The organism is Sphaerospermopsis kisseleviana CS-549 (assembly GCF_028329225.1).
Classification (GTDB): Bacteria; Cyanobacteriota; Cyanobacteriia; order Cyanobacteriales; family Nostocaceae; genus Sphaerospermopsis; species Sphaerospermopsis kisseleviana.
In genome coordinates this window covers 1-25596 of record NZ_JAQMTI010000205.1, presented here as the reverse complement: position 1 = coordinate 25596, position 25596 = coordinate 1, and the positions used below count along the sequence as shown (strand labels likewise).

The window sequence follows — 25596 nt, the reverse complement described above, 5'->3', positions numbered from 1 at the left end:
TTATATCTAAACTTAACCATGTATAGTTTTTTTATGCAACAACCATTGTCATGGAAAGCTGTTAATTAACCTCACTACCTAGTCAGGATATGAGGAGTTGAGAAGACTGCTATCCTGAAAATGAATTATGAATTATGAATTATAAACTGCCCATGACAACTTCTACAGATGTATTTACCTCCATCAAAACCTGGATTTGGCAAGGCTTCCCTATCTGTTATCAAACCCAAGGCACTGAAGGACCTGCTGTGATTTTAGTCCATGGCTTTGGAGCATCTTGTGGACACTGGCGCAAAAATATACCAGTTTTAGCAGAAAGTTGTCGGGTTTATGCCCTTGATTTGATTGGTTTTGGTGCTTCAGCTAAACCAGAACCAGGAGAGAAAATAACCTATACATTGGAAACCTGGGGACAGCAAGTAGCTGATTTTTGTCGGGAAGTAGTGGGAGAACCTGCATTTTTAGTAGGAAATTCTATTGGTTGTATTGTAGCTATGCAAGCTGCGGTCAGTAACCCAGATATAGCTTTAGGAACTGCTTTGCTGAATTGTTCTCTCAGGTTGTTACACGATCGCAAAAGGCTAACTTTACCTTGGACTAAACGAGTGGGTGCGCCAATTTTACAAAAGTTTTTATCAATTGAAGTTGTTGGTAACTTCTTTTTTAGTCAACTAGCTAAACCAAAAACTGTCAAAAAGATTCTTTTACAAGCCTATGCCAATGGGGAGACAGTGACAGATGAATTAATAGAAATTTTAATGAAACCAGCAAGTGATCCAGGTGCAGCAGCAGTATTTCTGGCTTTTACATCTTATTCTAGTGGACCATTACCAGAAGACCTGTTACCTGTATTACCCTGTCCAGCAATTATTTTATGGGGAACGGCTGACCCTTGGGAACCAATAGATTTGGGTAGAGAGTTAGCCAATTTTCCCCAAGTACAAAAATTTATTCCCCTGGAAGGAGTGGGACATTGCCCCCAAGATGAAGCTCCTGAACTGGTAAATCCAATTTTACAAGATTGGATTAGTGCGCTATCAGCTATTTGAGTTGCTGAGTGAAAAATGGTGTGGGGAGTAAGTAGGGAATGAAATTTTCCTCATCCCCCACACTCACCTTTGACAGATTGAAAAACCATTTACTAACTTTGCTTACCAGCCGTGTCTGCTGTGGCCACCCCAACCACGGTGGTGGCCGTGGTGACGGTGATGAGGTCTCCAGCCACCCCAGCCACCCCAGCCACCCCAGCCACCCCAGCCACGGTAATGACCTCCTGTTAAAACTTCCTGTTCGTCGTTGGATAATTCTGTCAACAACTCAGTTGAGTTAACTTGATCCAACATAATTGTTAGCCTCCATAGGTTGATATATTTAAGTAAGTCGGTACGATCAAACCAAATATGTTGAGTTTTGTAAAAACTCTGAAATAACCTATTTATTTCGATGAATTTACATTTTGTTACATACGTTGATTTTTAACGCCAACTTACTTACAGCGGATTTCGCTGTTAGGAGGTACACATCTAGCGGGCAAGATGCCCACACCACAATAGTTTCATTATTCAAGTTTGTGCCTCATTTCAATGAAATCCGCTGTACTTTGTTCGCTATTTGCGTTTAAGGTAGGCCGCGAACTCTAATTTTGATAGTTGCTGGATAAAGCTGATCGCCATATACAAAATCACCAGTTGCGTCAAGAGTACCCTTCTCTCCCCCATTAATAAGCTGTTGTTCATCTATGGATAGGTCAATAACTAAATCAGATGAAATGGTTTGGTTTGACATGATTGTTAGCCTCAATAATTATTTGCATAGGTGTTGAAAACCTATTGCATTATTTATAACGATATTTTCTCTTATTTTAATATTCTCCAGGTTATAAATAAAAAAGATATTTTTATTTCTCTTTATTTCTTTTGGTATATTAACTTTCAATATATAAGAAGCATATTTGATTTATGAAAAAGATTAATATAAAATGCGGGTGGGGAGATAAAGAGAAAGGGAAGGGTTATCTCTAGTAGTTGTCTTGGTAATATCTGGAAGATCCATGTAATAATATAAGAAAACATCTGAGACTACCCAAATTGTCTCAAAATTTACTTATTTTGAGACATTTATATAAGCTTTCTCTTTTCTCTTTCTGTGGTAAATGTCATCAATCGGAATCAGAACCGTCATCATTAAAATCAATATTTCCACGATCTCTAGGAGGTTTACGAACCTTAGTTTCGCGATAAGGTTCGTAAACGTAGCAGATGATCGGTTTTTTTCCTCCAGATCTTTTTCCTCCAGACAGAAGTTGTTGTTCGTTTGTGGATAACTCCACAAGTAAATCAGATGTGATATTTTGATTTGACATGATGGTTAGCCTCAATTATTTGCATAGGTGTTGACAACCTATTGATTTATTTATAACTAGGTTATGTAGAATTTAAATTATCCTCTAGTTAGAAATAACATATCTATTTTTATTTCTTTTGGCTTATCAATAAAAAAGTGAAAAAAAGTATTTTCAGTCACATTTTTTTTAAATTAATATTTATTAAATCAGTATTTGCACTTTATTTTTTATGATCGTGGAAGGCAAAAAATATTTTGGAATTAATATATTGATCTATGATCGATTACGTGTGAATATTATCTAGCATAGATAGCACCCATGCCAGTAAAATACCTTTATGGGTGCAAAAATATAGATATAACTTTGACTGAATCTAGTCAAAAAAGTAAGCAAAAAATGGATAAATCTTCAGGTAATTATGTATTAACAACAATGAAAACGCCTTGGTTTGTAGCACATTGGCTTTGTATTGATACAAGATTCATAATTGGGCTTACTGTATTTGTCCCAATTATTATAGCCTTCATCTTCATCTCCATAGCCTTCATCTTCATCTCCATAGCCTTTACAGCCTCCACCGGATATAATTTGCTGTTTTTCTGGAGATAAATCCACAAGCAAATCAGATTGAATGATTTGATTTGACATAAAAATTAGCCTCACTTACTACAGTAGGAATTACACTCCTACACATCTATTTATAAATAGCGTTTATAAATTTTTAATTAACCTATGGAAATATATTGGATATGATAAATTATTACTTTTGGTAGGCTATAAAAACAAATTTGGAGACACAAATATGTCTCCAATGATATGTATTTATTATTCGTGATTACTAATCAGTAAAATATATTATTCAACAAATTTATCAGGTAATTATTCCCTTGGTTAACGCCTCGATTAGATATTGGTAAACCAAATTCAAAAGACGTATTTAGTGTGATTTGCGATAACTTATATTTAGTCTTTTCTGAAGTAGAGTCACCTGTCGCCAGAGTTAAATCACTATTACCTTCGGTTTCGATATCAGTTTTTTGTAAAAATAAATTAACTTTACCTAAAATAGATGATATTTGCCCACCAATTAGAGATTCTTGCTCTGCATCAGAAAGATATCTAACTAATTGAGAATTATTGAATTGAGTACTTTCAGCCATATTATTACTCCTCACTTAAATAAGACGGTTATATAGTTAAGAATTTTAAATGCTCTCCTTTTTGAGACAGAAAAGTTTCCATACTTCCTTGGAGTTGTACTTGACCTTTATCTATTAACACGATCCAATCTGCTCGATTTACCACACTAGGACGATGGGTAATCAAAATTGTAGTTTTTCCTTTGCGAGATTCCAATAATCGATCTAGAACGTGACTTTCACTAACTGGATCTAATCCTGCGGTAGCTTCATCTAAAATTAAAATCGGTGGGTTTGTGAGTATTCCCCGTGCGATCGCTAATCGTTGTCTTTGTCCACCAGAAAGATTTGCACCAAATTCTCCTAACACAGTTTGATACTTATTAGGTAATTGACTAATAAAACCATCTGCATCAGCAATTTCACAAGCTTGAACAATTTGATCAAAAGGAAGAGAAGGAGTTCCTAAACGAAAGTTTTCTAAAATTGAACGACTCCAAAAATGCGGTTCTTGGGGTACATAAACTACTTGCTGTCGCAAACAATCAAGGGAAAGATCATAAATATTAAAAACACCGATGCGGATATTACCTGAAGTTGGCTCATATAAACCTGCAATTAGTTTTGCTAAGGTACTTTTACCACAACCTGATTGACCAATTAAAGCAATCACCTTTCCACCGGGAAGTTTTAGAGAAAAATTCTCTAATAAATCAACTCTCCCTGCATGGTGAAATGTCAGATGAGAAAAATGAATATCTGCATCACCAGATATTTGTACAATTGGTTTTTGACTACCGCCAACAACTTCTGGTGTGGCATCAATAACTTCTAATAAACGAGAAATTGCAGTTTGAGAACGGAAATATTCATCTACTAATCCGACCACAATACCAATTAAGGCTAAAACATTCACTTGTAAAGCATTGAAAGCCAACATTTGACCAATAGTTAATTGGTTGTTAATTACTAACATACTGCCTAAACCCAATAAAATTACACCACCAAGAGTAGAAAGAAGTTTAGCAACAGTACCGTTAATAATTCCGATTTGAATTGTGCTGAAAGTAAGATTAGCTAGACGACCAAAACGGCTTTGAAATTCCTCCCAAAATTGAGGAGCAGCATTAGTTGTTTTGATTACTTGTGCGCCTTTAAAAGTTTCTACTAAGACACCTTGATTTTCTGCACCTAAAACTAATAAACTGCGGGTTTTTTGTTGCAATATGGGTAAGAATGGCAGAGTTGCTAGAGTCATTAAAGCCCCAAAAATAATCACTGCTATTGTTAATTGCCAGCTATAAAAAAGCATCACACAAAAAGAAATAATGGCTATGAAAAGCTGACTAGGTAACAGCACTACTACCTGAGAAATTAACTGATTGATTTCATTAATGTCGCTCAAACGGCTAGTAATTTCACCACTACGACGAGATTCGTAATAACTCAAAGGTAATTGCAGTATTCTCCTGCCAAAATCCAAGACTAATCCTAATTGTAATCGTTGACCAAAATGGGCAATCATAGTAGATTGTATAACTTGCAAACTACTACTAAATACGGTCATGACAACAACAGCAGATACCACTACTGTGAGTAACTGGATATCTCCTCGGACTAAAACATCATCAGTAAGTAATTGAATTAAAATAGGAGTTCCCAGGGCTAATATACCCAGGATAATATTAATAATTAAAACTTGAGTCAGCAGTCCTCGATAGGGCAGAATCCGCATAAAAAAGCGTAAAAAACCACCGTGGGGTTTTTCTTGGGGTTGTTGAGAAAAACGCTCTGGATCTGGCTCTAATAAGAGCATGACTCCATTCCAAGCTGCTAATAATTCTTCGCGTTTAATATAGCGAATACCTACAGACGGATCAGCAATTACATATTTTTTACCCTTTTTACCATATAAAATAACCCAGTGATAACCACGCCAATGAATAATTGCTGGTAGTTGGATTTCGTTGATTCTATCTACAAGTTCTGGTGAGGCTTTAACGGCTCTCGCATTAAATCCTAAATTATCAGATCCACGTTTTAAACCTAATAAAGTAGTGCCTAGTTGTCCTGTTCCTACGGCTTCTCGACTTTTATTTATGGTTAAGAAACGTCCGTAATATTTGCAAATGGAAGCTAGACAAGCTGCTCCACAATCTTCTTCGCTTGCTTGTAAAATACATTGGTATTTTCTTTGAGGTTGAAATAAATTAAACATAATAGAGTAGTTCAGTAGTTCAGGAGTTTAGTAGTTCAGGAGTATGGGGAGGTAGGGGGAAATTATTTGTATTTTCCCAATCACCAATTACCAATTACCCATTACACATTACCTATTACCTATTACAAATCAGTAATTAATCTGGCTTTTCTGAGAATAAATTGCATCACAGTTTCTTCACGGGTAATAATATCAGTGCGACCTTGCATTCCCGGTTGTAAATAACATTTACGTTCACCTCTACCTACATATAATGTTTCTGGTTCAATAGTGACTTCATAACCATTAACCAGGGAATTTGTAGATGTATAATTTTGAGTTTGGTTTGTTGGTGAAACTGGTAAAATATCTGGAGCAACGTTTTTGACAATGCCTTTGAGAGTACCATAATCTGGATAAGGACAAGCAGAAACTTGCATTTGGACTTTTTGACCTGGTTCTACTTTGTTAATTTCTTGAGTAGGTACATAGGTTTTGATTTGTAAAGGAGCATTGAGAGGGGCAATTTGAGCAACAGCTTCACTGGGTTGTACTACCTGTCCAGGGTTACGAATTTTTAATTGTAATAATGTGCCAGTAATAGGTGCGCGAATCACTCTTTTTTTCAAATCAATTTCTGTTTGTAGCAGGTCTTGACGAGTGCGAATTAGTTGTTTTTGAATTTCCAAACGTTGTTGTAATAGAGTTTGAAGTTCTTTTTTTAAAGCTGCTAAATTTGCTTCTCCCCTAGCTTGTTCTTGTTTAATTCTTTCAGAGGCAATAATGACAGCAGAATTATTAGGATTGATAGCTGTTCTCGCTTTCGCTAGATTTGTTTGAGCAACTTTAAATGCCTGTACTTTTTCCTCCAAAAGAGTTTTAGCGTCGTTTTTAGCTTGTTCTAATTTAGCTCTAGCAGATTTAACAGCTTGTTGTTTTTCTTCCAAAATATTGCGAGAAATTGCACCAGAATCAGCGATCGCCTGTAATCTATCTCTCTGCAACTTGGCAAGATTGAAAGCTGTTTGTGCTTCTTCGATTGTGGTTTTTAAAACTCCTTCTTGTTGTAAGCGTTCCAGCTGTGATTTGGCAAATCTCACAGCTAATTCTGCTTGTGCCATTTCTGCATTAGCTTTAATTTGTTGGTCTTCAAAGTTACGTTGAGTACCATCTAATTCAGCTTCTGATGCGATAATTGTACGATTGATTAAATTTGTCTGTGCCAAAATTTGATTATTGATTTCACCTATTTGAGCATCAATTTGTACAAGTTGTAATTGACCTTGTTGAATACTGCTTTCTAGTTGGCTTTTTTGGGTTTGTAAATTGGAATCATCAACATAAGCGATCGCATCTCCCTGATTAACTACCTGATTATCTTTGACTAAAATCTTCTGCACCTGGCCAGAAATAGCCGATTCAACTAACCTGAGTTCCCCTACAGGTCTAATAGTTCCTGGAACTTTCACCGTCACTTTATAAGCAAGTACAGTAGTTAAACCTACACCTACCACAAAGATAGTCAACATTACCCCCACACCAATGCTAGTCCATTTGTGAATTTGGGGCAGAAACTCATTAATTTCAACTGGTTGCAGATGTTCAGAACCTGGATCACCAGACCCATTCCAAACATAGTTTTCATGGCGGTGTAAAGAATCCACAACGTTCCACCTTTTTGATTGAAACATCAACAAAAATCAGGATTATCTCATATTACATTTGATATCTCAGCCGCTCAGATAACTCCACATAACTTGATTGGAAAACCCGTGTAAGCATTCAACTATCAGCCATCAGTAATCAGCTTTTTCAGACTTATGCCAGAAATACTTATTTGATAATTAACCAATTTCTCAAACTTTCTGATTCCTGACTCCTGAATTGTGATCAAAAAATGTATCTTTACCTCTATCTTTTGGTGAATATTTGGTGAATATAAGTTATACCTAAAGTATCAACACTGCCAAATACTGGCTCATCATAAAGGTTGACTCAACTCAACAGAACCAGAATGAAAAAAATAAAATATGTCGCTCACAATAGTAAACATCATGGTGAAGAATCCTCTATAATCATTAGTGGGGGATAAGAAAAGAAAAAGCTGACCATAGCAAAAACTTTTCTTGACATCTCTGACGTGGGCAACGCTGAGAAAACAACCGAGGAGAACGCTCAAACTCCCTCAAAGACCTCACTTACGTTGAGCGAGTAGTAAGAATCTCCTCTCCCCCCTCTCACAGGGGTAGGTTTTTAATATGATCTGTGAAGGCAAGACCAGGAAGACAAGGAAGGAAAGTGGACAAGGAAGATTTTATACGGACAATGGTTTTTTGACGGACTATTTTTGTGACTAAGAATACATAATTTGTACTGTTTTCCTCCCTTGTCACCTTGTCCACCTTGTCCACCAAGTCTTGCCCTGACGACAATGTAAAATACCTACCCTTGTGAGCTCTCCCCCCTTCCTACTGAAAAACACAAAATTCCCAAAACATGATTGTAAATTGCGCTTTAAATTGCTTTAAATTACTGATTTAGCCAATAAAAATGAATTTTATAGAGAATTTTATTGTGTAGCTTTGCCCTAAGAAATTTTTTACCTAAAGTATGGGAATTAAAAACTAGCCCGTTGTGAGCTAAGTTGAGATTTTTGACTAGGAAATAAATATAACATTTCCCAGTTTAGTTAATTACACACCAATTTATTTCCTATTCCCTGTTCCCTAAAATTATAGTGTTTGACTTGCAGCAGAGAATGGTGGCAAAATCATAATATCTTCTGCGCCAGTAGCACCACCTTTACCCTGTGCAGTAGAGTTTCCAACACTGCCAAAAAGACCGGAAGTAGTTGAACCTTGTAAAGTATTATTGCCCAACACAGTGCTTGAACCATCATTTAAAGTTTGACCCAGCGCAGTAATTGGTTGACCTCGTATAACTGCAAGAGGTTGAATAAATTGATCATTGAAAGGTTGACCTTGACCACCTAACAAAAGTTCTTGTTGCTTTAAAGATAACTGCACTAATGAATCTGATTTCATGATATCTTGTAACATAATTGTTCACCTTTATTGTTCACCTTTTTGGAAATCCATTAAAACATCCCTAGAGTTCCCAGAGGATTATTGAATGATCTAGGGTTGTTGGGGAATAGATTATTAACAGATCCAAAAGGAGAAACTTCAGGTTCATTAGATGACAATATAGATTGTGCGCCACTATTGACATCAGCAAAATCAGTATTAGTTCGAGAAACTTTACCTAGTGGAGTATTTCTGTTATTCTCTGTGGTATTTTAGGCTCTTTGAGAAAAATTGTTATTGCTAATCTGAGGTTGACTACCACCAGTTAAAAATTCTTGTTCCTGATCAGATAACTCAATAAACCATTTGAATTTCATCATTGGACCTCTCCAAAATAGAATGTATTAATTTGTCATAAGTTGTAGGGGCGAAGCTTATGGGCGATAATTTAACGGAAAAATCAGACATCTAGATATCCCATAAGCTTCGACCTGCCCCCATAAATAGGTTCCATAATTTCTTTTCTGGAGATGTCTATTGGACATGACATGATTGTTAGCCTAAGTCCCGATATCCAAAATAAAACAATTCAAATTCCTATGCAGATTTTTGAGTAGGGGGATTAAAAATAATCAAGAATTTGGTTATTTGATCACCCCCAAGCCAATACTTTTCAGTTAAGCCCAAAAAATAGAATTATGTAGGTTGGGGAGCCATCGCCTTGGACGGGTTTCCCGGCTTGTGGCGAATGGCGTTTGACGTTAGGAAACCGAACATTTACAGGCTTTTGTTGGGTTGCGACTGCCTACGCCAACCTACAAAAACTTTTAACCGAACAGTATTGACAGTTGTTCAGCAAATCACAGAAACCGCCTTAGCCACCAGGACCACCAGGACCACCGGGACCCTCACAGGGGTAGGTTTTTAATATTATCTGTTGAGGCAGGACTAGGAAGACAAGGAGGGAAAGTAGACAAGGAAGATTTTATCCGCACAATAGTCTTTTTGTTACCAAGAGAATATGATTTTGTACGGTTTTCCTCCCTTGTCCACTGTCCTTCCTTGTCCCCCAAGTCTTGCCCTCACGACAATGTAAAATACCTACCCTTGTGAGCCACCGGGACCACCGAGACCACCGGGACCACCAAGACCTTCAGGACCGGCAAGAGGTGAGCCTTGTCCGTTGAGAATGGGTGCTGCACCCAAGGCTGCAACTTGAGGAACTATGGGCGCACCCAATCCCAAGAAGTCTTGGGCTGCGGTGTTGACAGCAGAACTTGTACCGATGGAGCTACCAGTGCTACCATTAGGACCAGAAGCTGTAGTACCTTGCAAGTTTGCTAATCTATTAGCGAAGTTACTGCCAGCTAACTCAAAGTCAGCCCCTCCAGTGACAAACTCTTGTACTTCATCAGATAAAACAACAAACAATTCAGACGAGATAATTTGATGGGACATGATTTTTAGCCTCACTTACGTAATTTTTCAACAAAGGATTCCAGAGCATGAACTGATTTCTTACTGTTTACTTTTGGGCAAAAAGAAAGCAAACATAATCGCTGCTAGAACACCGATTCATTAATCGTCAGGGCGAAGCATTCGGGTGATAACCTATCGCTAAAACCATTGATATTCCGTCCGAATGCTTCGCCCCTACAAGGTAAAAACAGATTACCTAGCATTACTGAATCGACGCTCTAGAATCCGCTATTTACTGACTCCCAAGGATAAAAAACCCAGAACCCTAATATTTAGTCAGTACCAGCAGTACCGCATAAATAGAGGTACAGCTTGATGTGACCGACATAATACTGAATAATGTTACTTCTGCAATAATTAGTTAGTTACTGCGAATCACAGTTGCAGATTTTGGCTAGAGGCATCAAGAAGAAGCAAGGCATTTGCTTCTTTGATCACCTAAATAGGCGAAGCGATCTAGTGTTGTGAAAGCTGATTTTTTTGACCATCTATGGGAGTAAGTGGTTAACAGGGTGGGGAGATTTAGCCAAAAGGACTGCCAGCAGTACCGAAAAGACCACCGCCACCGATTGGACTGCCAATACCGGGTGTAGGTGCGGCTTGTCCATTGATAACGGGTGCTGCACCCAACGCTGCAACTTGAGGAACTATGGGCGCACCTAATCCTAAAAAGTCTTGGGCTGCGGTGTTCACAGCAGAACTTGTACCGATGGAGTCACCTGTGCTACCATTAGGTCCAGAAGTTGTAGTACCTTGCAAGTTTGCTAATCTATTAGCGAAGTTACTGCCAGCTAATTCAAAGTCAGCCCCTCCAGTGATAAATTCTTGTGCTTCATCAGATAAAACAACAAATAAATTGGTAGCATTTATTTGATTTGACATGATTGTTAGCCTCACTTACGAAATTAGGTGAATCATCACCTAACAACCCAACTATAAGCATTCTTGCTCGGTAATTCATAAATCTAGGGATAGAAATCAGATTTGGTAGTTTTACTTCTCCAAGTAGATATAAAATCTTTTAATTATTACAGATATATTCATACCCTATCTAGATTATTATGGTTTTTGCGGGTATCTTTCATGACTTTACAAACATCCTTTTAGGGCTGGAGTGATTTTACAGGCAACTTAGTACCGCATCTTTTACAATATTCTGCATCTGCATCATGAAAACCTAAACCGCAACTAGAACAAACATTTTCTACCTGATTCGCGGTTTTTACCAACCGTTTAATTAAATCACCTACCTGCCAGGGAATCAAAGCAACTCCTGTTAAAATCATCAATACTGTGAGCAAACGTCCTAATTCAGAAATGGGTGTTAAATCTCCAAATCCTACCGTTGTCATTGTCACCACTGAAAAATAAAAGGCATCTAAAAAAGTGCCAAAGTTTTGTGGGTTAACTGGATGCTCAACTTGATAAATTAAGCCAGAATAAACAAAGATGATGGCAAATAAAGTAAATAATATCCGCGTAAAAATTACGCCATCTTCGTTGCTAATAGTACCAAATAAAAATTTACTATCTATAAACCTCAGTAAGCGCAAAATGCGGAACCATCGCAATAAGCGGATAAATCTAATATCTACAAAACCAATTAAAGATGGTAAAATAGCCATTAAATCAATAATTGAATAAAAACTAAAAATATATTTAAGTTTATTTTCTGAACTCCATAAACGTAGTGCATACTCTATGGTAAAGATTATTAATATGCAAGTATCTAATGCTCTTACTTCTAAACGAGCATCACGAGAAATATTATAAGTTTCCGCTACGAAAATTCCCGATGATAATAAAACTAAAGACGCAATTGTTAAATTAATTGCTTTACCAATTGGTGTTTCTAAGTCTGTTAAGTAAAATTCTATTTTAGCTCGATTTATTATCATAATATCATCAAAAAAATAACTAATTTATAAGAAAAACGCCAAAAATGTGCTATTATAAAGAATAATCCTATTTAAATTTCCTGTAAAGATGAACCAAGAATCCCAAGAATATTTTATGAGTCTGGCCATAGAAGAAGCAAAAAAAGGAGATGCGCCCTATGGTGCGGTGATAGTTAAAGATAATCAAGTAGTTGCAGGAGCTTATAATACTGTCAGTAGAGACAGTGATCCATCAGCCCATGCGGAAATTAATGTTATTCGTAATTTAACCGCTAAACTGAAAAATCCGGCTTTAGATGGTTATTCTATATATACCACAGGTGAACCTTGTCCCATGTGCGCTAGTGCTTGTGTATGGACGGGGATATCAGAAATTATTTATGGTGCTTCAATTGCAGATTTAATTGCTATAAATCAAGGACAAATTAATATATCTTGTGAAGAAGTTATCGCTAAATCATTTAGAAATATCAAGGTAACAAAAGGAATTTTAAGGCAGGAATGTCTAAAATTATTTGCATAAAAAAAGCCCTATAGCAATCCTGAGCAGTTTGTGAGAAAATACGGAAATAGGAAAAAAGTAAATTTGAGAACTGGGGTGTGGGCTACAAATGTGGATACAATTATTAGAGGATTTTATCAAAAATAGTCAAGAGCCACGTGAGATTAAGCGAGCTACAGCAGTAAAAATGTTGCTACGTGGATATAAACATGAGGAGATAATGCCAATATTAGATGTCTCATCTGGGTTTATTAGTACCTACAAGAAAGCGTTTTTTCAAAAGGGAATTGATGGTTTAAAACTCAAGTACAAAGGAAGTAAAGGATTTCTTTCTAATATTCAACGTGCCGAGGTAATGGAATGGTTGCAAATTAAAGAAAAATGGACATTGAATGAATTAGAGTATCATATAGCCTCAAAATATGGAGTGACATTCGCCTCAAAACAAAGTTACTACGAGATATTTGATGCTGCTAATATTAGCTGGAAGAAAACACAGGCAAATAATCCAAAATATAACCAAGAATTAGTGGACTCAAAAAAAAAGAGATTTGTGAGTTGTTGGAGACGCGAAGAGCGGAAATAGAGGCAGGAGAGCTAGTAATATTTATGGTTGACGAATGTCATTTATTATGGGGAGATATATGTGGTTATGTCTGAGGAAAACTTATCGCCAGTACATTTTTTACCAATTATCAAGAATAACTAACTCGAAAAATCTAATTCATTCTCAATCCTGTATTCAACTCTGTTCCCTATTCCCTATTTCCTGCTATAACATCAGGCTATGGAATAGGTTTATTTATAGTTTCAGATAGCTTAATTTTATGGATAGCAAAATGCCATATTAAACCCATACCAATTAAACCAAAACTGATTAACCATATCTGCCACTCTATCCAAAAAGCTAAAAACAGACAGGATAACAAAGCTATCCAGCTTAACCATTTAGGATACAATCGTTCTTCATCACTTAATTTTAAGGCTGCTAAACTAACAATAACACAACGGTATAAACCACCAAAAGCACCAAAAGACCAAGTAGTTTTCACATTACCTGTTAAAACCAAAAGCATAATCACGGCACAGATAAAATATACTGCCCAATAAGGTGTAGTCTCAGAACTATTTAACTTGGCCATAAAGTTGGGCATATCTCCCCGTCTTCCCATTGCTAATAGTAGGCGAGATAATCCCAGAATAATACTGAGGAGGACACTAAGCATAGCAGTAGTAGCCCCAATTGCTAATATCTTAGATGCGCCTGGAATACCAAAACTTAAAGCTACTCTTTCTAAAGAAGCTGTTTGTGCTGTTGTATCACTTAAAGCATCTGCACCAATAGAACCTAAACTAACTATTGCTACTCCTACATACAGGACTAGAGTAATGAAAATTGTCAATAAAATTGCTTTAGGGATGTTTTTACGTGGTTCTTTGATTTCTTCAGCAACCATAGCAATACGAGCAGCACCATTATAAGCAACAAACATTAAAGCAGTAGATTCTAGCAAATGTTGGAGCAAATTACCTGAATTTTCTGGAATAAAAGTTAAATATTCAAATCCTGTACTAGCATGAACAAATAACCCAGTAACTATTAAGAAAAACAGGGAGAAAATGGTGATAAAAACTGTTATTGTTGTCGCTATCTTAGAACGCTTCATCCCTCCAAGCACAACTAAGGTAAGTATGACAACAGCAACTTCAGCAACAGGTACAATTAACCCTTTGTCAAATAGTCCTAAAGCATTAAGGAAATAGCCAGCAAAACCAAGAGCCGCCGTGGCTGCAACAGCAGTTTTACCTAACAGATAAATCCAGCCACCAGTAAATCCTAGCCAATGGTTGAGATATTTATAACCATATTCATAAATTCCTCCACTAACGGGATGATTTGCTGCTAGTTGAGCCAGATTCAAACTATTACAAGCTGATAATAATCCAGCTAAAATTAATGCAAAAATTACAGCCAAACCAGATAGTCCAGCAGCTATACCAAGACTAACAAAAATACCTACACCGATAACTGAGGCTAGTCCAATAATGGTAGTATCAAACCAACCTAATTCTCGTTTCATTTCATGCTGAAGTTTTGTCTCTGAATCTGACATATAGTAGTCCGGTTTGATTTCTAAATTTATTTGTGTGGGCAGGGTAGAGGAAGGAGCAGGAAACAGGAAATAAGGTTTTCAGTATTTTTTTGAGTTGAAAGTCCCTAAGTCCATAGATGAGAAGAAACATAAACATTACCAGAAAATAATAACCGGGCTGTTCGGATCACCCCTGCACGCTCAATGACTATTTCTGATCCTTCCTGATGAATAACTAAGGAAATTTCTAGTTTTCCCGAAGGATGCTCAATAATGATATTTTGCTGCTGGGAGTCTGTCACTTTGGCAATACCATCAGCAACAGAACCTGGCAGTAAAGTGGAGGAGGCCACGCATATAGCACCAGTGACAGCATGAGCAGCATGACAAGTATCTGGAACAAAGTAGCGGGAAGTAATACTACCTCCCTGACGTGGTGGGGCAATAATGGCGAATTTGGGAATTACACTGTTGGCAACATTACCTAATCCCATTCTTTCACCTGCCAAACGACGAATTACCTCGATCTTCTGCAAAAAAGCAGTATCAGCATCCAATTCTGTCTTAGTTTCATAACCTGTTTTACCAAAAGCTTGAGCTTGTGCGATCGCCATTGGTACGGCAACATCAATACAGGTGACTTGTACTCCTTCAATTTCTTCACTTGTATAACCAGTGGGTAGAAGTTTACCCGTCTTAGAACCAACAATTTTCATGAAGTTGAGTAAAATCGGTGCTGCTGAACCAGGTACACCATCAATGACTGTATTACCTTCGTAAGTTACCTGACCACCGGGTGTACACACCACAGCTTCAATGAGTGAACCTGTGTTAACGGCATGAATCTTAACTGTAGTTTTGCCATCTACAGCTGCAACCAAATTTCTTTCTATTGCAGCTGGTCCAACACCTGCCAGAATATTACCACAGGAGGGTGCAAAATCAACTTTTGGCTGAAGTACGTTGACCTGGGCAAATAAGTAATCTACATCTGCCCATAGATGTTGAGATGGCGATAGGATTGCTACTTTACTGGTAAGAGTTGTACCACCACCAATACCGTTAATTTGTCGTTCATCTGGCGAACCCATCACCGCCAAGAGAACATTGTTTCTTGATATTTCATCACTGGGTAGATCCTGTTTGATAAAATAGGGTCCCCGTGATGTTCCACCACGCATAAACAAACAAGGTATTCCTATTTGCATTTACAATAAATTAATTTACAACTGCTAATGTTCTTAAAATGTCTCCAGAATTTCCTATTGGCGGTAAAGTCCGTGTCGTCACATTACCACCATACATTAAAACTGCTGACCCCATGCCCATGTTACGTCCTCCTGATGTGATTAGCGTCGGTGAAGAAGGTATAGTTATTGACCGCCGTCCTGGAGGATATTGGGGTGTACGTTTTGCTAGAGGTACTTTCCTCATGGATAGTCAATATATTGAAAGTACAGAAAATCCGCTGAGATAAGGGACTTCCAGATAAAAAAATATACAATTAATTCTTGTGGGGTAGGCCGGACAGCCTGCCCTTAAACCCGGACGGACTAGAAGCCCATCCCACAAGATTGGATAATCTCCCATAAGATTGGATAATTTATTTCTTGGAAGTCCCTAAGATCCCCGACTTCTTCAAGCAGTCCGGGAACTCGAAAGAATGTTAACTTATGTTAAGTTATGATTCTGGTTTGCAACAATGATTTCACGACGCAATTTTATTACCATTTTATTGGCTGGTTGTTTATCCTTCATTAGTTGGCTGAACTTTACCCCCACTGCTGCTGCTTTGGGTGGTAAACTACCTGCAATCAACCAACCCGCGCCTAATTTTACCTTACCCACCAATACAGGAGATGGTAAAATTTCCCTTTCTGACTTACGTGGTCAGTGGGTAGTTTTATATTTTTATCCCAAAGATTTCACCTCTGGCTGTACAATTGAAGCGCGGCGTTTTCAACAAGACTTACCCAAATATCTAGAAAAAAATACTCAGATTATTGGTGTCAGTGCGGATGATATTGATTCCCACGCCGAATTTTGTGATTCTGAGGGTTTAAAATTCCCCCTTTTGGCGGATACTGATGGCGCTGTTAGTAAAGCTTATGGTTCTTGGATTGGCTATGTATCCATGCGTCATAGTTTTATTATCGATCCCCAGGGTATCTTGCAGGAAACTTTTGTCAAAGTCAATCCCACTATTCACAGTCAGGAAGTTTTAGCACGACTGGAAAAGTTACAATCAGATAATGGGTAATTGGTAATTGGTAATTGGTAATTGGTAATTGGTAATTGGTAATTGGTAATTGGTAATTGGGTTATTAACCTCCCCCTGCTCCCTGCTCCCCTGCTTCTTCACTGTCCCCAGTCACCTATTACCAACAAAATCTCTAAATCATTTCTAATCAGGTGCTTTTTACAGATGAATCATGATCCGTTTATTGTTTCTCCAGGGGCTAAAATTTCCTTAAAAGATGATTATGACCCCAGTTATAAAGCTGAATATCATGAAAAAGCTGAGGCGAAAAGAAAATTAAAAGCTGGTATCAAAGAATTAGCGAATTATCAAAATATTCTCTATGCTCAAAATACTTATGCTGTGCTGATTATCTTGCAAGCGATGGATGCTGCTGGTAAAGATAGCACTATTAAACACGTGATGTCTGGGGTGAATCCTCAAGGATGTCAGGTTTTTAGCTTTCAAGCACCTAGTGATGAAGAATTAGATCATGATTATTTGTGGCGTTCAATGAAAGCTTTACCCGAACGGGGAAGAATTGGTATATTCAACCGTTCTTATTATGAAGAATTGTTGGTGGTGCGCGTCCATCCAGAACTTTTAGAAAAACAACAACTGCATTATATTCCGCATGGTAATCAAATCTGGCAGCAGCGGTTTGAGGAAATTAATAATTTTGAAAAATATTTGGTGAATAATGGAATTGTTGTTATGAAATTTTTTCTCAATGTCTCAAAAGCAGAACAGAAAAAACGCTTTTTAGATAGAATTGAATCACCAGAAAAGCATTGGAAATTTTCCCCTAGTGATGTGCGGGAACGTGGTTTTTGGGATGATTACATGATGGCTTATGAAGACGTTTTTAACCACACCAGTACAGAATATGCACCCTGGTATATTATACCTGCCGATCGCAAGTGGTTTACCAGGTTGGTTGTGTCGGATATTATCTGCACTAAATTAAAAGAATTAAATTTACAATATCCTACTGTTAGTGAAGAGCATAAGCTTATGCTTTTAGAAGCTAAGAGAATATTAGAAATTGAAGATGAATAAAAAGCACTGTATGAGTTTTAACTTCCTATGTCTTTGGGAAGATATTTATTTTGTCTACTTGACTTTTTTCATGACTATTGGTTAAATTTTAGCTTATGATTAACGTCTTTGGTTCTTCGGTACTTATTATGCTAAATTACTAATTGGGTAAGAGGGAACAGGGAACAGGGAAAAATTTTGGTTCTTGAGTACCTAGTACCGCTTCGCGGAAGTCAAAAGTCAAAAGTCAAAAGTCAAAAGTCAAAAGTCAAAAGTCAAAAGTCAAAAATAATAAGTCGTAAGCTTTTTAGCGATTGAGAATGGTTGGTTTATTTACCCCGTGCTGTACTAGTATGCCAAACTATTAATTAAACATCAAAAATGTGTTTAAAAATAAAGGCAAAAAGCCATATCCCATAAAAAATACCTAAAATGTTAATAAATAATGCCCGTATTTATTATATCATAAGGGTTTTATGGTTTTTGCAAACGCAATCTAGCATAATATGTAATGAAGACCCACATTTTTTAATATTCCAGTCCTGTTTTTATAAGTCCAGGCAAATTAAGCGATAAGACTATACAGCGTTTCCTAGTCTCATGAGGTACACCCTAATTTATTTACTGTTACCAATTCCCAATTCCCAATTCCCAATTCCCAATTCCTGAAGATAAAAAACTTTGTACCTCACTAACTTGGTAAATGCAATATCATTTTTATGATATTTTATCACTAAATTTATAGTTGCAGTTTTATACATAGAATTTAAATATTAGAGATATAAGGTTTTTTTATAAATAAAATGTGATTTATATTGAGAGGATGCGTGAAAAGTTATTAAGCATACTCAACAAACTATGTCTATGTCTATTATCTTGAGACCTGATTATCCATTTTTGACCCTATGACTTTCCTAGAAATACCTGCCAACTTTGAAAATTTACTTACTTATATTAGACAAAATCGGGGTTTTGATTTTACTGGCTATAAACGTTCAACTTTGGTACGTAGAGTTACTAAGAGGCTACAAACCTTAAGTATAGAAAATTTTAGTGACTATATAGATTATCTAGAAGTTCACCCAGAAGAATTTAATTATTTGTTCAATACCATTTTGATTAATGTTACTGACTTTTTTCGGGATGCTGCTGCTTGGGAATATTTAGAAAAGCAAATCATACCTAATATTATTAAAGGCAAAAAAAATAGTGAACAGATTCGCATTTGGTCTGCTGGTTGTGCATCGGGAGCAGAAGCTTATACTATAGCAATACTGTTTACTGAAGCATTAGGAGTCGAAGAGTTTCGTCATCGAGTCAAAATTTACGCTACAGATATTGATGAAGAATCTCTCAATCAGGCACGTCAGTCTGTATATTCAGCGAAAGATATTGATAAAGTGCCAACGGAACTACTGGATAAATATTTTGATTTAGCCGGGAATAATTATATATTTCGTCAAGACTTGCGTCGGTGTGTAATTTTTGGTCGTCATAATTTATTTTTAGATGCGCCGATTTCTCGGTTAGATTTGTTGGTGTGTCGCAACACATTGATGTATTTCAATTCTGAGGTGCAGGGGCGAATAATGGCGAGGTTTCATTTCGCACTGAAGGATACTGGCTATTTGTTTTTAGGTAAAGCCGAGATGCTGCTGATGTATTCTAATTTGTTTATGCCTGTAGACTTAAAAAATAGAATATTTACTAAGTTATCATCAACAAATTTACGCGATCGCCTATTAGTTATGGCAAATTCAGCAGATGATGAATCTAATCGTCGTTTATCTAAACACATTCGCTTGCAAGAGTTGGCTTTTGATGCAACCCCAGTAGCGGAGATAGTCATTGATATCAATGGTTTATTAGTGATTATCAATGAGCAAGCTCGCAGTTTGTTTGGTTTATCAATGAGAGATTTAGATCGTCCTTTTCACGAGTTGGAAATTTCCTATCGACCAATAGAATTGCGATCGCTAATAGAAAGGGCATACAAAGAACATCGTCCTATCAATCTTACAAATGTAGAACGCTATTTATCAAATTCAGAAAAGCAATACTTGGATGTGCGGATCACACCTTTACAAGACGATAATCTCAGCTTACTAGGTGTGAGCATAAGTTTTAATGATGTCACCCGTTATGTCCAATTGCAAGAAGCATTGCAACGTTCTCGACAAGATTTAGAAACTACCAACGAGGAACTACAATCTACTAATGAAGAATTAGAAACTACCAACGAGGAACTACAATCTACTAATGAAGAATTAGAAACAACTAACGAAGAACTCCAGTCTAGTAATCAAGAATTGGAAACAATGAATGAAGAATTGCAATCTGCAAATGAAGAATTACAAACAATTAATTATGAGTTAAGCGATCGCACTTTAGAACTGAACCGCACCAATGTTTTTATTACATCCATTCTTAAAAGCCTGCAAACAGGAATGGTTGTCATTGACCCAAACTTTAACATTTTAATTTGGAATAATTTTGTAGAAGATTTATGGGGATTACGCAATGATGAAGTGATCAATAAATCTCTATTTAGTTTAGATATTAGTTTACCTGTGGAAGAGTTGCGATCGCCTATTCGTGATATTCTATCTGGTAAAATAGATTTCCAAGAAATGATTTTAGCCGCTACAAATCGCCGAGGCAAACAAATCCAATGTTATGTTGCTCTCAACCCCCTCATCGACAAAAAAATAGAAGGGGTAGTTGTGATGATGGCAGATGTAGATAAAATCAAAAATATGATTCATAATCAATAAATTCAAAAAAGTTAGAAAAACTTGATCAGTCAATGGCTTTAAGGGTTGAAAATGTTAAGCTAATTTTTTTGGCTCTACCGTACTTAGTATGCTAAACTGATAGGGGATAGGGAACAGGAAGGATCAGGGTCAAGAGGCAATTTTTGTAATAATATCCAATATTTGTAGCTTATGTCTTATGTATATTAAGCCTTCCGCAGTTTTTTGAGATTGATTTTGCATACTATGTACTGAAGAACCATTTTTTTACGTTTTGATATATAAATTTGATATATAAAATATTTGAAAAATGTGAGGAAATTGTGAGGTTTATTTAATTAATTATCAAAATATATCGTAATATTGCGAAACAAATTGACAATATTTACTTCACCAGGACTTACGCAAAAGGGAACGAAAGTAGGGGTAATTCATGAATTACCCCTACGCAAGAATAAGGTTTTCAGTCACATCTTGCGTAAGTCCTATTCACATTTCGTTAAATTTTTATCTTCACAAGTTCCTCAGATTTTATTTATATAAAAATAATTATGGAAGCGAAAAGCAGAACAACTTAGTAAAAGTTAGTAAAAGCTTCTGCATCAAAATCAAAAAAATTTGTAAGTTTTAAAGGACTCAAGATCATGGTGCAAATGCGACCCAATCAACAAAGCAGCCAATTTAACAAAGAAGAGGCTTTAGTCCTGCCTTTTAATACCGTTGGTATTGCAGATATACCCTTTGTCGGTGGCAAAAACGCATCCTTGGGAGAAATGATTCAGCAGTTGCAACCTAAAGGAGTGAAAGTTCCTACAGGTTTTGCTACCACAGCTTATGCTTATAGATATTTCATCAAAGCCGCAGGTTTAGAAACCAGATTAAGAAAGATTTTTGCAACTTTAGATGTAGAAGATGTTGACAATTTGCGACAATGTGGTAAGCAAGCCCGGTTGCTAATGTTAGAAACGCCATTTCCGATAGACTTGCAAGAAGCGATCACCCGTTCCTATCAAGCTTTATGTCAAGAATACGGTGAAGACACCGACGTTGCAGTGCGTTCCAGTGCTACCGCAGAAGACTTACCGGATGCCAGTTTTGCTGGTCAACAAGAAACTTACCTCAACGTTCACGGACTTAAAAGCGTATTAGAATCTTGTCATAAATGCTTTGCGTCGATTTTTACAGATCGTGCAATTTCCTACCGTCAACTCAAAGGTTTCGATCATTTTGAAGTTGCACTGTCAGTAGGTGTGCAAAAAATGGTACGTTCTGACATGGCTTGTTCTGGTGTGATGTTCTCCATTGACACAGAAACTGGCTTTAAAGATGCAGCTTTAATTACCGCCGCCTATGGTTTAGGTGAAAACGTGGTTCAAGGTGCTGTTAACCCCGATGAATATTTAGTATTTAAACCTACCTTGAAACAAGGATTTAAACCCATTCTGCAAAAACGTTTGGGAACAAAAGAAATTCAAATGGTTTATGATTTAGGTGGAACAAAATTAACCAAAAATGTTTCCGTTCCTGAAGCAGAAAGAAACCAATTTGCTTTAAACAATGATGAGATTTTACAATTAGCAAACTGGGCTTGCATTATTGAAGACCATTATTCCCAAGTCCGGGGTATGTTTACGCCAATGGACATTGAATGGGCAAAAGATGGGATTACTGGAGAATTATTTATCGTCCAAGCTAGACCAGAAACAGTCCAATCACAAAAATCGAAAACTCTTCTCAGAACTTATGTTCTCAAAGAAAAAGGTGATGTTCTGTTAACAGGTCGTAGCGTTGGCGAAATGATTGGTCAAGGTAAAGCTAGAGTCATTCTCGATGTTCACCAAATTAACCAATTCCAAGCCGGAGAAGTGTTAGTCACCAACCGCACAGACCCGGACTGGGAACCGATTATGAAAAAAGCTAGTGCTATTGTCACTAACTCCGGTGGTAGAACTTGTTTTGATGGAGAAACGAAAATTCTCACAAATCAAGGTTTTATGACCATTCAACAAATTTATGAACAAGGATATCAAGGATTATCAACTTTAGCCCTGAACACTAAAACCCATCAGATGGAATGGAAACCAATTATAGATGCAATGAAACGGACATCTCAAATAATTGGTGTGAGTGTATCTCAAACTGGGAAAGTTAGAGATAATTTCCTACGGTTAACTCCTGATCATAAAATGGTCAATCTTAGGAATGGTGAATATACCAAAACTGAGATTCAAGAAATGTTAAATAATCAAGAAATGGTGCTTGTATCTGAGAATATTCCCACATTAGGTAATAGCAAAAATCAAGCAGCAGATTTAGCTTATCTTTTGGGAGGAATTATTACAGACGGTTCAATTTACACCAGTCGAACTCATGGAGAAGTCCAGTTTATCCAAAAATCTGTACCAGAAAAACAAGCATTCATAGCTACTATGAATGAAAAAATGAATGCTGTTTATGGTAAATCTTTTGCGACTTGTGAGAAAGCAGTATCTTCAGGTTACATCCGAGGAAAACAGGTAACAGGCCAAGATACAGCTGATCGTGTTTATTCTCAGGCGATCGCCTATGACTTAAAAGAAAAAGAACAACAGATTACTCAAATTCTTTTAGAGAATACTCCAGAAGTTTCCTATCAATTTTTAGGAGGTGTAATTGATGGTGATGGTTGCTATGCTAACAACCGCATCAACATCTATATTTCTGAGGAAAACTTACTACAAGCTGTGATTATTGCTTGTTTGAAAATCAATACTGTTCCTCAAGTTACTAAAAACCGTAATATCTACAATGTCCAAATTGTAGAAAAATTAGAGCAAATTTTACAATATACCCAACGAGTTAAAGGAGACACTACTCCACGAAGTATTCAAACTAGATTTTTTGCCGCTAATCAATTATTTAGTGACAATGTAACAAGTCAAATCAAATTGAGAAGAGATAAAAACTTACTTATTTCCGATAAACAACTGGGTGAAATGAGTGAGTTTGCAGACCTTTTACAAGGTGATCTGCGAATGCAACGAGTTGTGAAAGTTGCAGATGCAGTAGACGCTGAAGTTTATAATATTACTGTTGCCGATCATCATAATTATCTAGTTTTCACGGACAAATATACTCCTGTAGTTGTTTGTAACTGTCACGCCGCAATTATCGCCAGAGAAATGGGTATTCCAGCCATAGTTGGTTGCGGAAATGCGACCACAGTTTTGAAGACAGGACAGGAAATAACTGTTAGTTGTGCTGAAGGTGAAACAGGCAGAGTTTATGCAGGCTTGTTAAACTTTAAAATTCAAGAATTACCTTTAGATGATTTGCCTCGTACCCGCACTAAAATTATGATGAATGTGGGCAACCCAGAGGAGGCTTTAGGTTTAACAGCAATTCCTAATGATGGTGTGGGTTTAGCAAGAATGGAATTTATTATTGCTAACCACATTAAGGCACATCCTTTAGCATTGTTGCACTTTAATGAATTGGAAGACGAACTAGCAAAATATAAAATTGCTGAGTTAACCGCCCAATATGAAAATAAAGCTGAATTCTTTATTGCTCAATTGGCGCAAGGTATTGGTACAATTGCCGCAGCATTTTATCCCAAACCTGTGATAGTTCGGTTGTCTGATTTCAAGAGTAACGAATATGCTAACCTCTTAGGTGGTAGACAATTTGAACCCAAAGAAGAAAACCCGATGATCGGCTGGCGTGGTGCTTCTCGCTACTATGATCCTCGTTACCGTGAAGGTTTCGCCCTGGAATGTCAAGCTATGAAACGGGTACGGGATGAAATGGGTTTAACTAACATGGTTCTCATGGTTCCCTTCTGTCGTACTCCCGAAGAAGGACAACGGGTACTTGCAGAGATGGCGAAAAATGGCTTGGTTCGTGGTGAGAACGGTTTAGAAGTTTATGTAATGTGCGAATTGCCCAGTAACGTGCTACTTGCAGACGAATTTAGCCAAGTCTTTGACGGTTTCTCTATTGGTTCTAATGACTTGACACAGTTAACATTAGGATTAGACCGAGATTCAGAGTTAGTTGCCCATTTGTTTGATGAACGCAACGAAGCTGTAAAACGGACAATTGCTAAAGCGATCGCCACCGCTAAAGAATATAATCGCAAGATCGGTATCTGCGGTCAAGCTCCCAGCGATTATCCCGAATTTGCTAGATTCTTGGTAGAATTGGGTATAGATTCTATCAGTCTTAACCCTGATTCTGTGATCAAGACAATGTTAGAAATTGCAGAAGCAGAAGGAATGTAGGTGATTGGGGACTGGTGACTGGGTAATTAATTTTATTTTTCCCAATCACCAATCACAGATCACCAAATTTGGCAGCAAAAAGTGAATTTAAATATCCAACAAATACGGATGGTTTGAGTTGTATAGCGGAGAATTTACGATCTGTACGAGACAAAATGGAAATATGTCAATCTTTGGTGGAAATTGGATGATATGTGCTGGTGTGTGGAGTAATTTAAAGTCTTATTGGGCTTTTTGTTAATAAATTTAATTTTTGATTGATAATAGATTATCTATAGCTCCTGAAAAGAAAATCAGCTTCAACAAAACAAGATATTATTAAATTTTTGCGAGCAGTTATTGATGTAAGTATATTTTTATTCTAAAATTTACTTAGAACAAAATTACTATCTTGAGCAAGAACATGAACAAAGACAATAAAGCATCAATAATTCAGGTTTGACAACCTTATTCTCAAAAAAAGCTGGCGTTAATATCATGTTTGGTGAGCTTGTCCTAAGTTGACAATTTACTAGACAAACCTATACAAGTACATACAAAACTACAAGTATTTGACGTATACATGGAATAAGTTGACTAAAAAATTAGGCAAAATGTGTCAGAATTAAATAATAAAGTATAGTGTT

At 36.8% G+C, this 25596-nt stretch carries 20 protein-coding genes and 1 pseudogene; 8 read left to right on the top strand and 13 right to left on the bottom strand.

What is annotated here, in order from left to right; all coding sequences use genetic code 11:
* Positions 1-152: 152 nt before the first annotated feature.
* Positions 153-1049: an alpha/beta fold hydrolase gene (locus tag PN497_RS16680; RefSeq protein ID WP_096572721.1), complete on the top strand. Its 897-nt coding sequence runs from the start codon at positions 153-155 to the stop codon at positions 1047-1049.
* Positions 1050-1617: 568 nt separating this feature from the next.
* Here the strand turns inward: PN497_RS16680 and PN497_RS16675 are convergent.
* The 11 genes from PN497_RS16675 to PN497_RS16625 form a co-directional block, all read right to left on the bottom strand.
* Entirely contained in the window at positions 1618-1785 is a 168-nt protein-coding gene (locus PN497_RS16675) for a hypothetical protein (RefSeq protein ID WP_272110711.1), read from the bottom strand.
* Positions 1786-2158: 373 nt separating this feature from the next.
* Positions 2159-2362 (bottom strand): hypothetical protein, encoded by a 204-nt coding sequence (locus tag PN497_RS16670; RefSeq protein WP_096569401.1) that lies wholly within the window; start codon positions 2360-2362, stop codon positions 2159-2161.
* Between the two features lie 405 nt (positions 2363-2767).
* Positions 2768-2992: a hypothetical protein gene (locus PN497_RS16665; RefSeq protein ID WP_272110710.1), complete on the bottom strand. Its 225-nt coding sequence runs from the start codon at positions 2990-2992 to the stop codon at positions 2768-2770.
* A 194-nt stretch (positions 2993-3186) separates the two neighbouring features.
* A complete protein-coding gene (locus PN497_RS16660) occupies positions 3187-3504 on the bottom strand; it encodes a hypothetical protein (protein WP_096569404.1) in 318 nt (105 codons plus the stop codon).
* 28 nt (positions 3505-3532) lie between these two features.
* Positions 3533-5701 (bottom strand): peptidase domain-containing ABC transporter, encoded by a 2169-nt coding sequence (locus PN497_RS16655; protein WP_096569407.1) that lies wholly within the window; start codon positions 5699-5701, stop codon positions 3533-3535.
* A gap of 122 nt (positions 5702-5823) precedes the next feature.
* Positions 5824-7344, bottom strand: coding sequence for an HlyD family efflux transporter periplasmic adaptor subunit (locus PN497_RS16650; protein WP_096572722.1), 1521 nt, complete (start codon positions 7342-7344; stop codon positions 5824-5826).
* 1068 nt (positions 7345-8412) lie between these two features.
* Positions 8413-8739 carry a hypothetical protein gene (locus PN497_RS16645; RefSeq protein WP_096569410.1) on the bottom strand — a complete coding sequence of 109 codons (327 nt, stop codon included), beginning with the start codon at positions 8737-8739 and terminating at the stop codon, positions 8413-8415.
* Between the two features lie 239 nt (positions 8740-8978).
* Complete coding sequence (locus tag PN497_RS16640; RefSeq protein ID WP_272110709.1) at positions 8979-9086, bottom strand: CTB family bacteriocin; 108 nt, start codon at positions 9084-9086, stop codon at positions 8979-8981.
* Between the two features lie 721 nt (positions 9087-9807).
* The gene (locus tag PN497_RS16635) at positions 9808-10164 is read right to left on the bottom strand and encodes a CTB family bacteriocin (protein WP_096569413.1); all 357 of its coding nucleotides are present in this window, start codon (positions 10162-10164) and stop codon (positions 9808-9810) included.
* A gap of 543 nt (positions 10165-10707) precedes the next feature.
* On the bottom strand, positions 10708-11067 hold the full coding sequence (locus PN497_RS16630) for a CTB family bacteriocin (protein WP_096569416.1): 360 nt from the start codon (positions 11065-11067) through the stop codon (positions 10708-10710).
* Positions 11068-11288: 221 nt separating this feature from the next.
* The gene (locus tag PN497_RS16625; RefSeq protein WP_096569418.1) at positions 11289-12083 is read right to left on the bottom strand and encodes an ion transporter; all 795 of its coding nucleotides are present in this window, start codon (positions 12081-12083) and stop codon (positions 11289-11291) included.
* An 88-nt stretch (positions 12084-12171) separates the two neighbouring features.
* Between PN497_RS16625 and PN497_RS16620 the strand changes: the two genes are divergently transcribed.
* Positions 12172-12606, top strand: a complete 435-nt coding sequence (locus PN497_RS16620; RefSeq protein WP_096569421.1) for a nucleoside deaminase — start codon at positions 12172-12174, stop codon at positions 12604-12606.
* 88 nt (positions 12607-12694) lie between these two features.
* Positions 12695-13242: pseudogene (locus PN497_RS16615) on the top strand (helix-turn-helix domain-containing protein); the annotation flags it as partial.
* 128 nt (positions 13243-13370) lie between these two features.
* Here PN497_RS16615 and PN497_RS16610 read toward each other — a convergent pair.
* Both PN497_RS16610 and PN497_RS16605 read right to left on the bottom strand, forming a co-directional pair.
* A complete protein-coding gene (locus PN497_RS16610) occupies positions 13371-14699 on the bottom strand; it encodes an APC family permease (protein ID WP_096569426.1) in 1329 nt (442 codons plus the stop codon).
* 104 nt (positions 14700-14803) lie between these two features.
* The gene (locus PN497_RS16605) at positions 14804-15886 is read right to left on the bottom strand and encodes a 4-oxalomesaconate tautomerase (protein ID WP_096569429.1); all 1083 of its coding nucleotides are present in this window, start codon (positions 15884-15886) and stop codon (positions 14804-14806) included.
* A gap of 38 nt (positions 15887-15924) precedes the next feature.
* Between PN497_RS16605 and sipA the strand changes: the two genes are divergently transcribed.
* The 5 genes from sipA to ppsA all read left to right on the top strand — a co-directional run bounded on the left by sipA (position 15925) and on the right by ppsA (position 24970).
* Complete coding sequence (gene sipA, locus PN497_RS16600) at positions 15925-16155, top strand: regulatory protein SipA (RefSeq protein WP_096569432.1); 231 nt, start codon at positions 15925-15927, stop codon at positions 16153-16155.
* A 225-nt stretch (positions 16156-16380) separates the two neighbouring features.
* Entirely contained in the window at positions 16381-16938 is a 558-nt protein-coding gene (locus PN497_RS16595; protein ID WP_096569435.1) for a peroxiredoxin, read from the top strand.
* Between the two features lie 165 nt (positions 16939-17103).
* Positions 17104-17976 (top strand): polyphosphate kinase 2 family protein, encoded by an 873-nt coding sequence (locus PN497_RS16590; protein ID WP_096569438.1) that lies wholly within the window; start codon positions 17104-17106, stop codon positions 17974-17976.
* Positions 17977-18860: 884 nt separating this feature from the next.
* Positions 18861-20729: a CheR family methyltransferase gene (locus PN497_RS16585; protein ID WP_096569440.1), complete on the top strand. Its 1869-nt coding sequence runs from the start codon at positions 18861-18863 to the stop codon at positions 20727-20729.
* Positions 20730-21352: 623 nt separating this feature from the next.
* On the top strand, positions 21353-24970 hold the full coding sequence (ppsA, locus tag PN497_RS16580) for a phosphoenolpyruvate synthase (RefSeq protein ID WP_096569444.1): 3618 nt from the start codon (positions 21353-21355) through the stop codon (positions 24968-24970).
* Positions 24971-25596 lie beyond the last annotated feature (626 nt).

What these genes read in the sequence shown, in the direction of transcription:
- PN497_RS16640 (WP_272110709.1), bottom strand. Translation starts at nt 9,086, where the DNA reads ATGATGAAATTCAAATGGTTTATTGAGTTATCTGATCAGGAACAAGAA.
- PN497_RS16635 (WP_096569413.1), bottom strand. Translation starts at nt 10,164, where the DNA reads ATGTCCCATCAAATTATCTCGTCTGAATTGTTTGTTGTTTTATCTGAT.
- PN497_RS16590 (WP_096569438.1), top strand. Translation starts at nt 17,104, where the DNA reads ATGAATCATGATCCGTTTATTGTTTCTCCAGGGGCTAAAATTTCCTTA.
- PN497_RS16595 (WP_096569435.1), top strand. Translation starts at nt 16,381, where the DNA reads ATGATTTCACGACGCAATTTTATTACCATTTTATTGGCTGGTTGTTTA.
- ppsA (WP_096569444.1), top strand. Translation starts at nt 21,353, where the DNA reads ATGGTGCAAATGCGACCCAATCAACAAAGCAGCCAATTTAACAAAGAA.
- PN497_RS16675 (WP_272110711.1), bottom strand. Translation starts at nt 1,785, where the DNA reads ATGTCAAACCAAACCATTTCATCTGATTTAGTTATTGACCTATCCATA.
- PN497_RS16645 (WP_096569410.1), bottom strand. Translation starts at nt 8,739, where the DNA reads ATGTTACAAGATATCATGAAATCAGATTCATTAGTGCAGTTATCTTTA.
- PN497_RS16605 (WP_096569429.1), bottom strand. Translation starts at nt 15,886, where the DNA reads ATGCAAATAGGAATACCTTGTTTGTTTATGCGTGGTGGAACATCACGG.
- PN497_RS16670 (WP_096569401.1), bottom strand. Translation starts at nt 2,362, where the DNA reads ATGTCAAATCAAAATATCACATCTGATTTACTTGTGGAGTTATCCACA.
- PN497_RS16630 (WP_096569416.1), bottom strand. Translation starts at nt 11,067, where the DNA reads ATGTCAAATCAAATAAATGCTACCAATTTATTTGTTGTTTTATCTGAT.
- PN497_RS16620 (WP_096569421.1), top strand. Translation starts at nt 12,172, where the DNA reads ATGAACCAAGAATCCCAAGAATATTTTATGAGTCTGGCCATAGAAGAA.
- PN497_RS16610 (WP_096569426.1), bottom strand. Translation starts at nt 14,699, where the DNA reads ATGTCAGATTCAGAGACAAAACTTCAGCATGAAATGAAACGAGAATTA.
- PN497_RS16625 (WP_096569418.1), bottom strand. Translation starts at nt 12,083, where the DNA reads ATGATAATAAATCGAGCTAAAATAGAATTTTACTTAACAGACTTAGAA.
- PN497_RS16655 (WP_096569407.1), bottom strand. Translation starts at nt 5,701, where the DNA reads ATGTTTAATTTATTTCAACCTCAAAGAAAATACCAATGTATTTTACAA.
- PN497_RS16585 (WP_096569440.1), top strand. Translation starts at nt 18,861, where the DNA reads ATGACTTTCCTAGAAATACCTGCCAACTTTGAAAATTTACTTACTTAT.
- PN497_RS16660 (WP_096569404.1), bottom strand. Translation starts at nt 3,504, where the DNA reads ATGGCTGAAAGTACTCAATTCAATAATTCTCAATTAGTTAGATATCTT.
- PN497_RS16680 (WP_096572721.1), top strand. Translation starts at nt 153, where the DNA reads ATGACAACTTCTACAGATGTATTTACCTCCATCAAAACCTGGATTTGG.
- sipA (WP_096569432.1), top strand. Translation starts at nt 15,925, where the DNA reads ATGTCTCCAGAATTTCCTATTGGCGGTAAAGTCCGTGTCGTCACATTA.
- PN497_RS16665 (WP_272110710.1), bottom strand. Translation starts at nt 2,992, where the DNA reads ATGTCAAATCAAATCATTCAATCTGATTTGCTTGTGGATTTATCTCCA.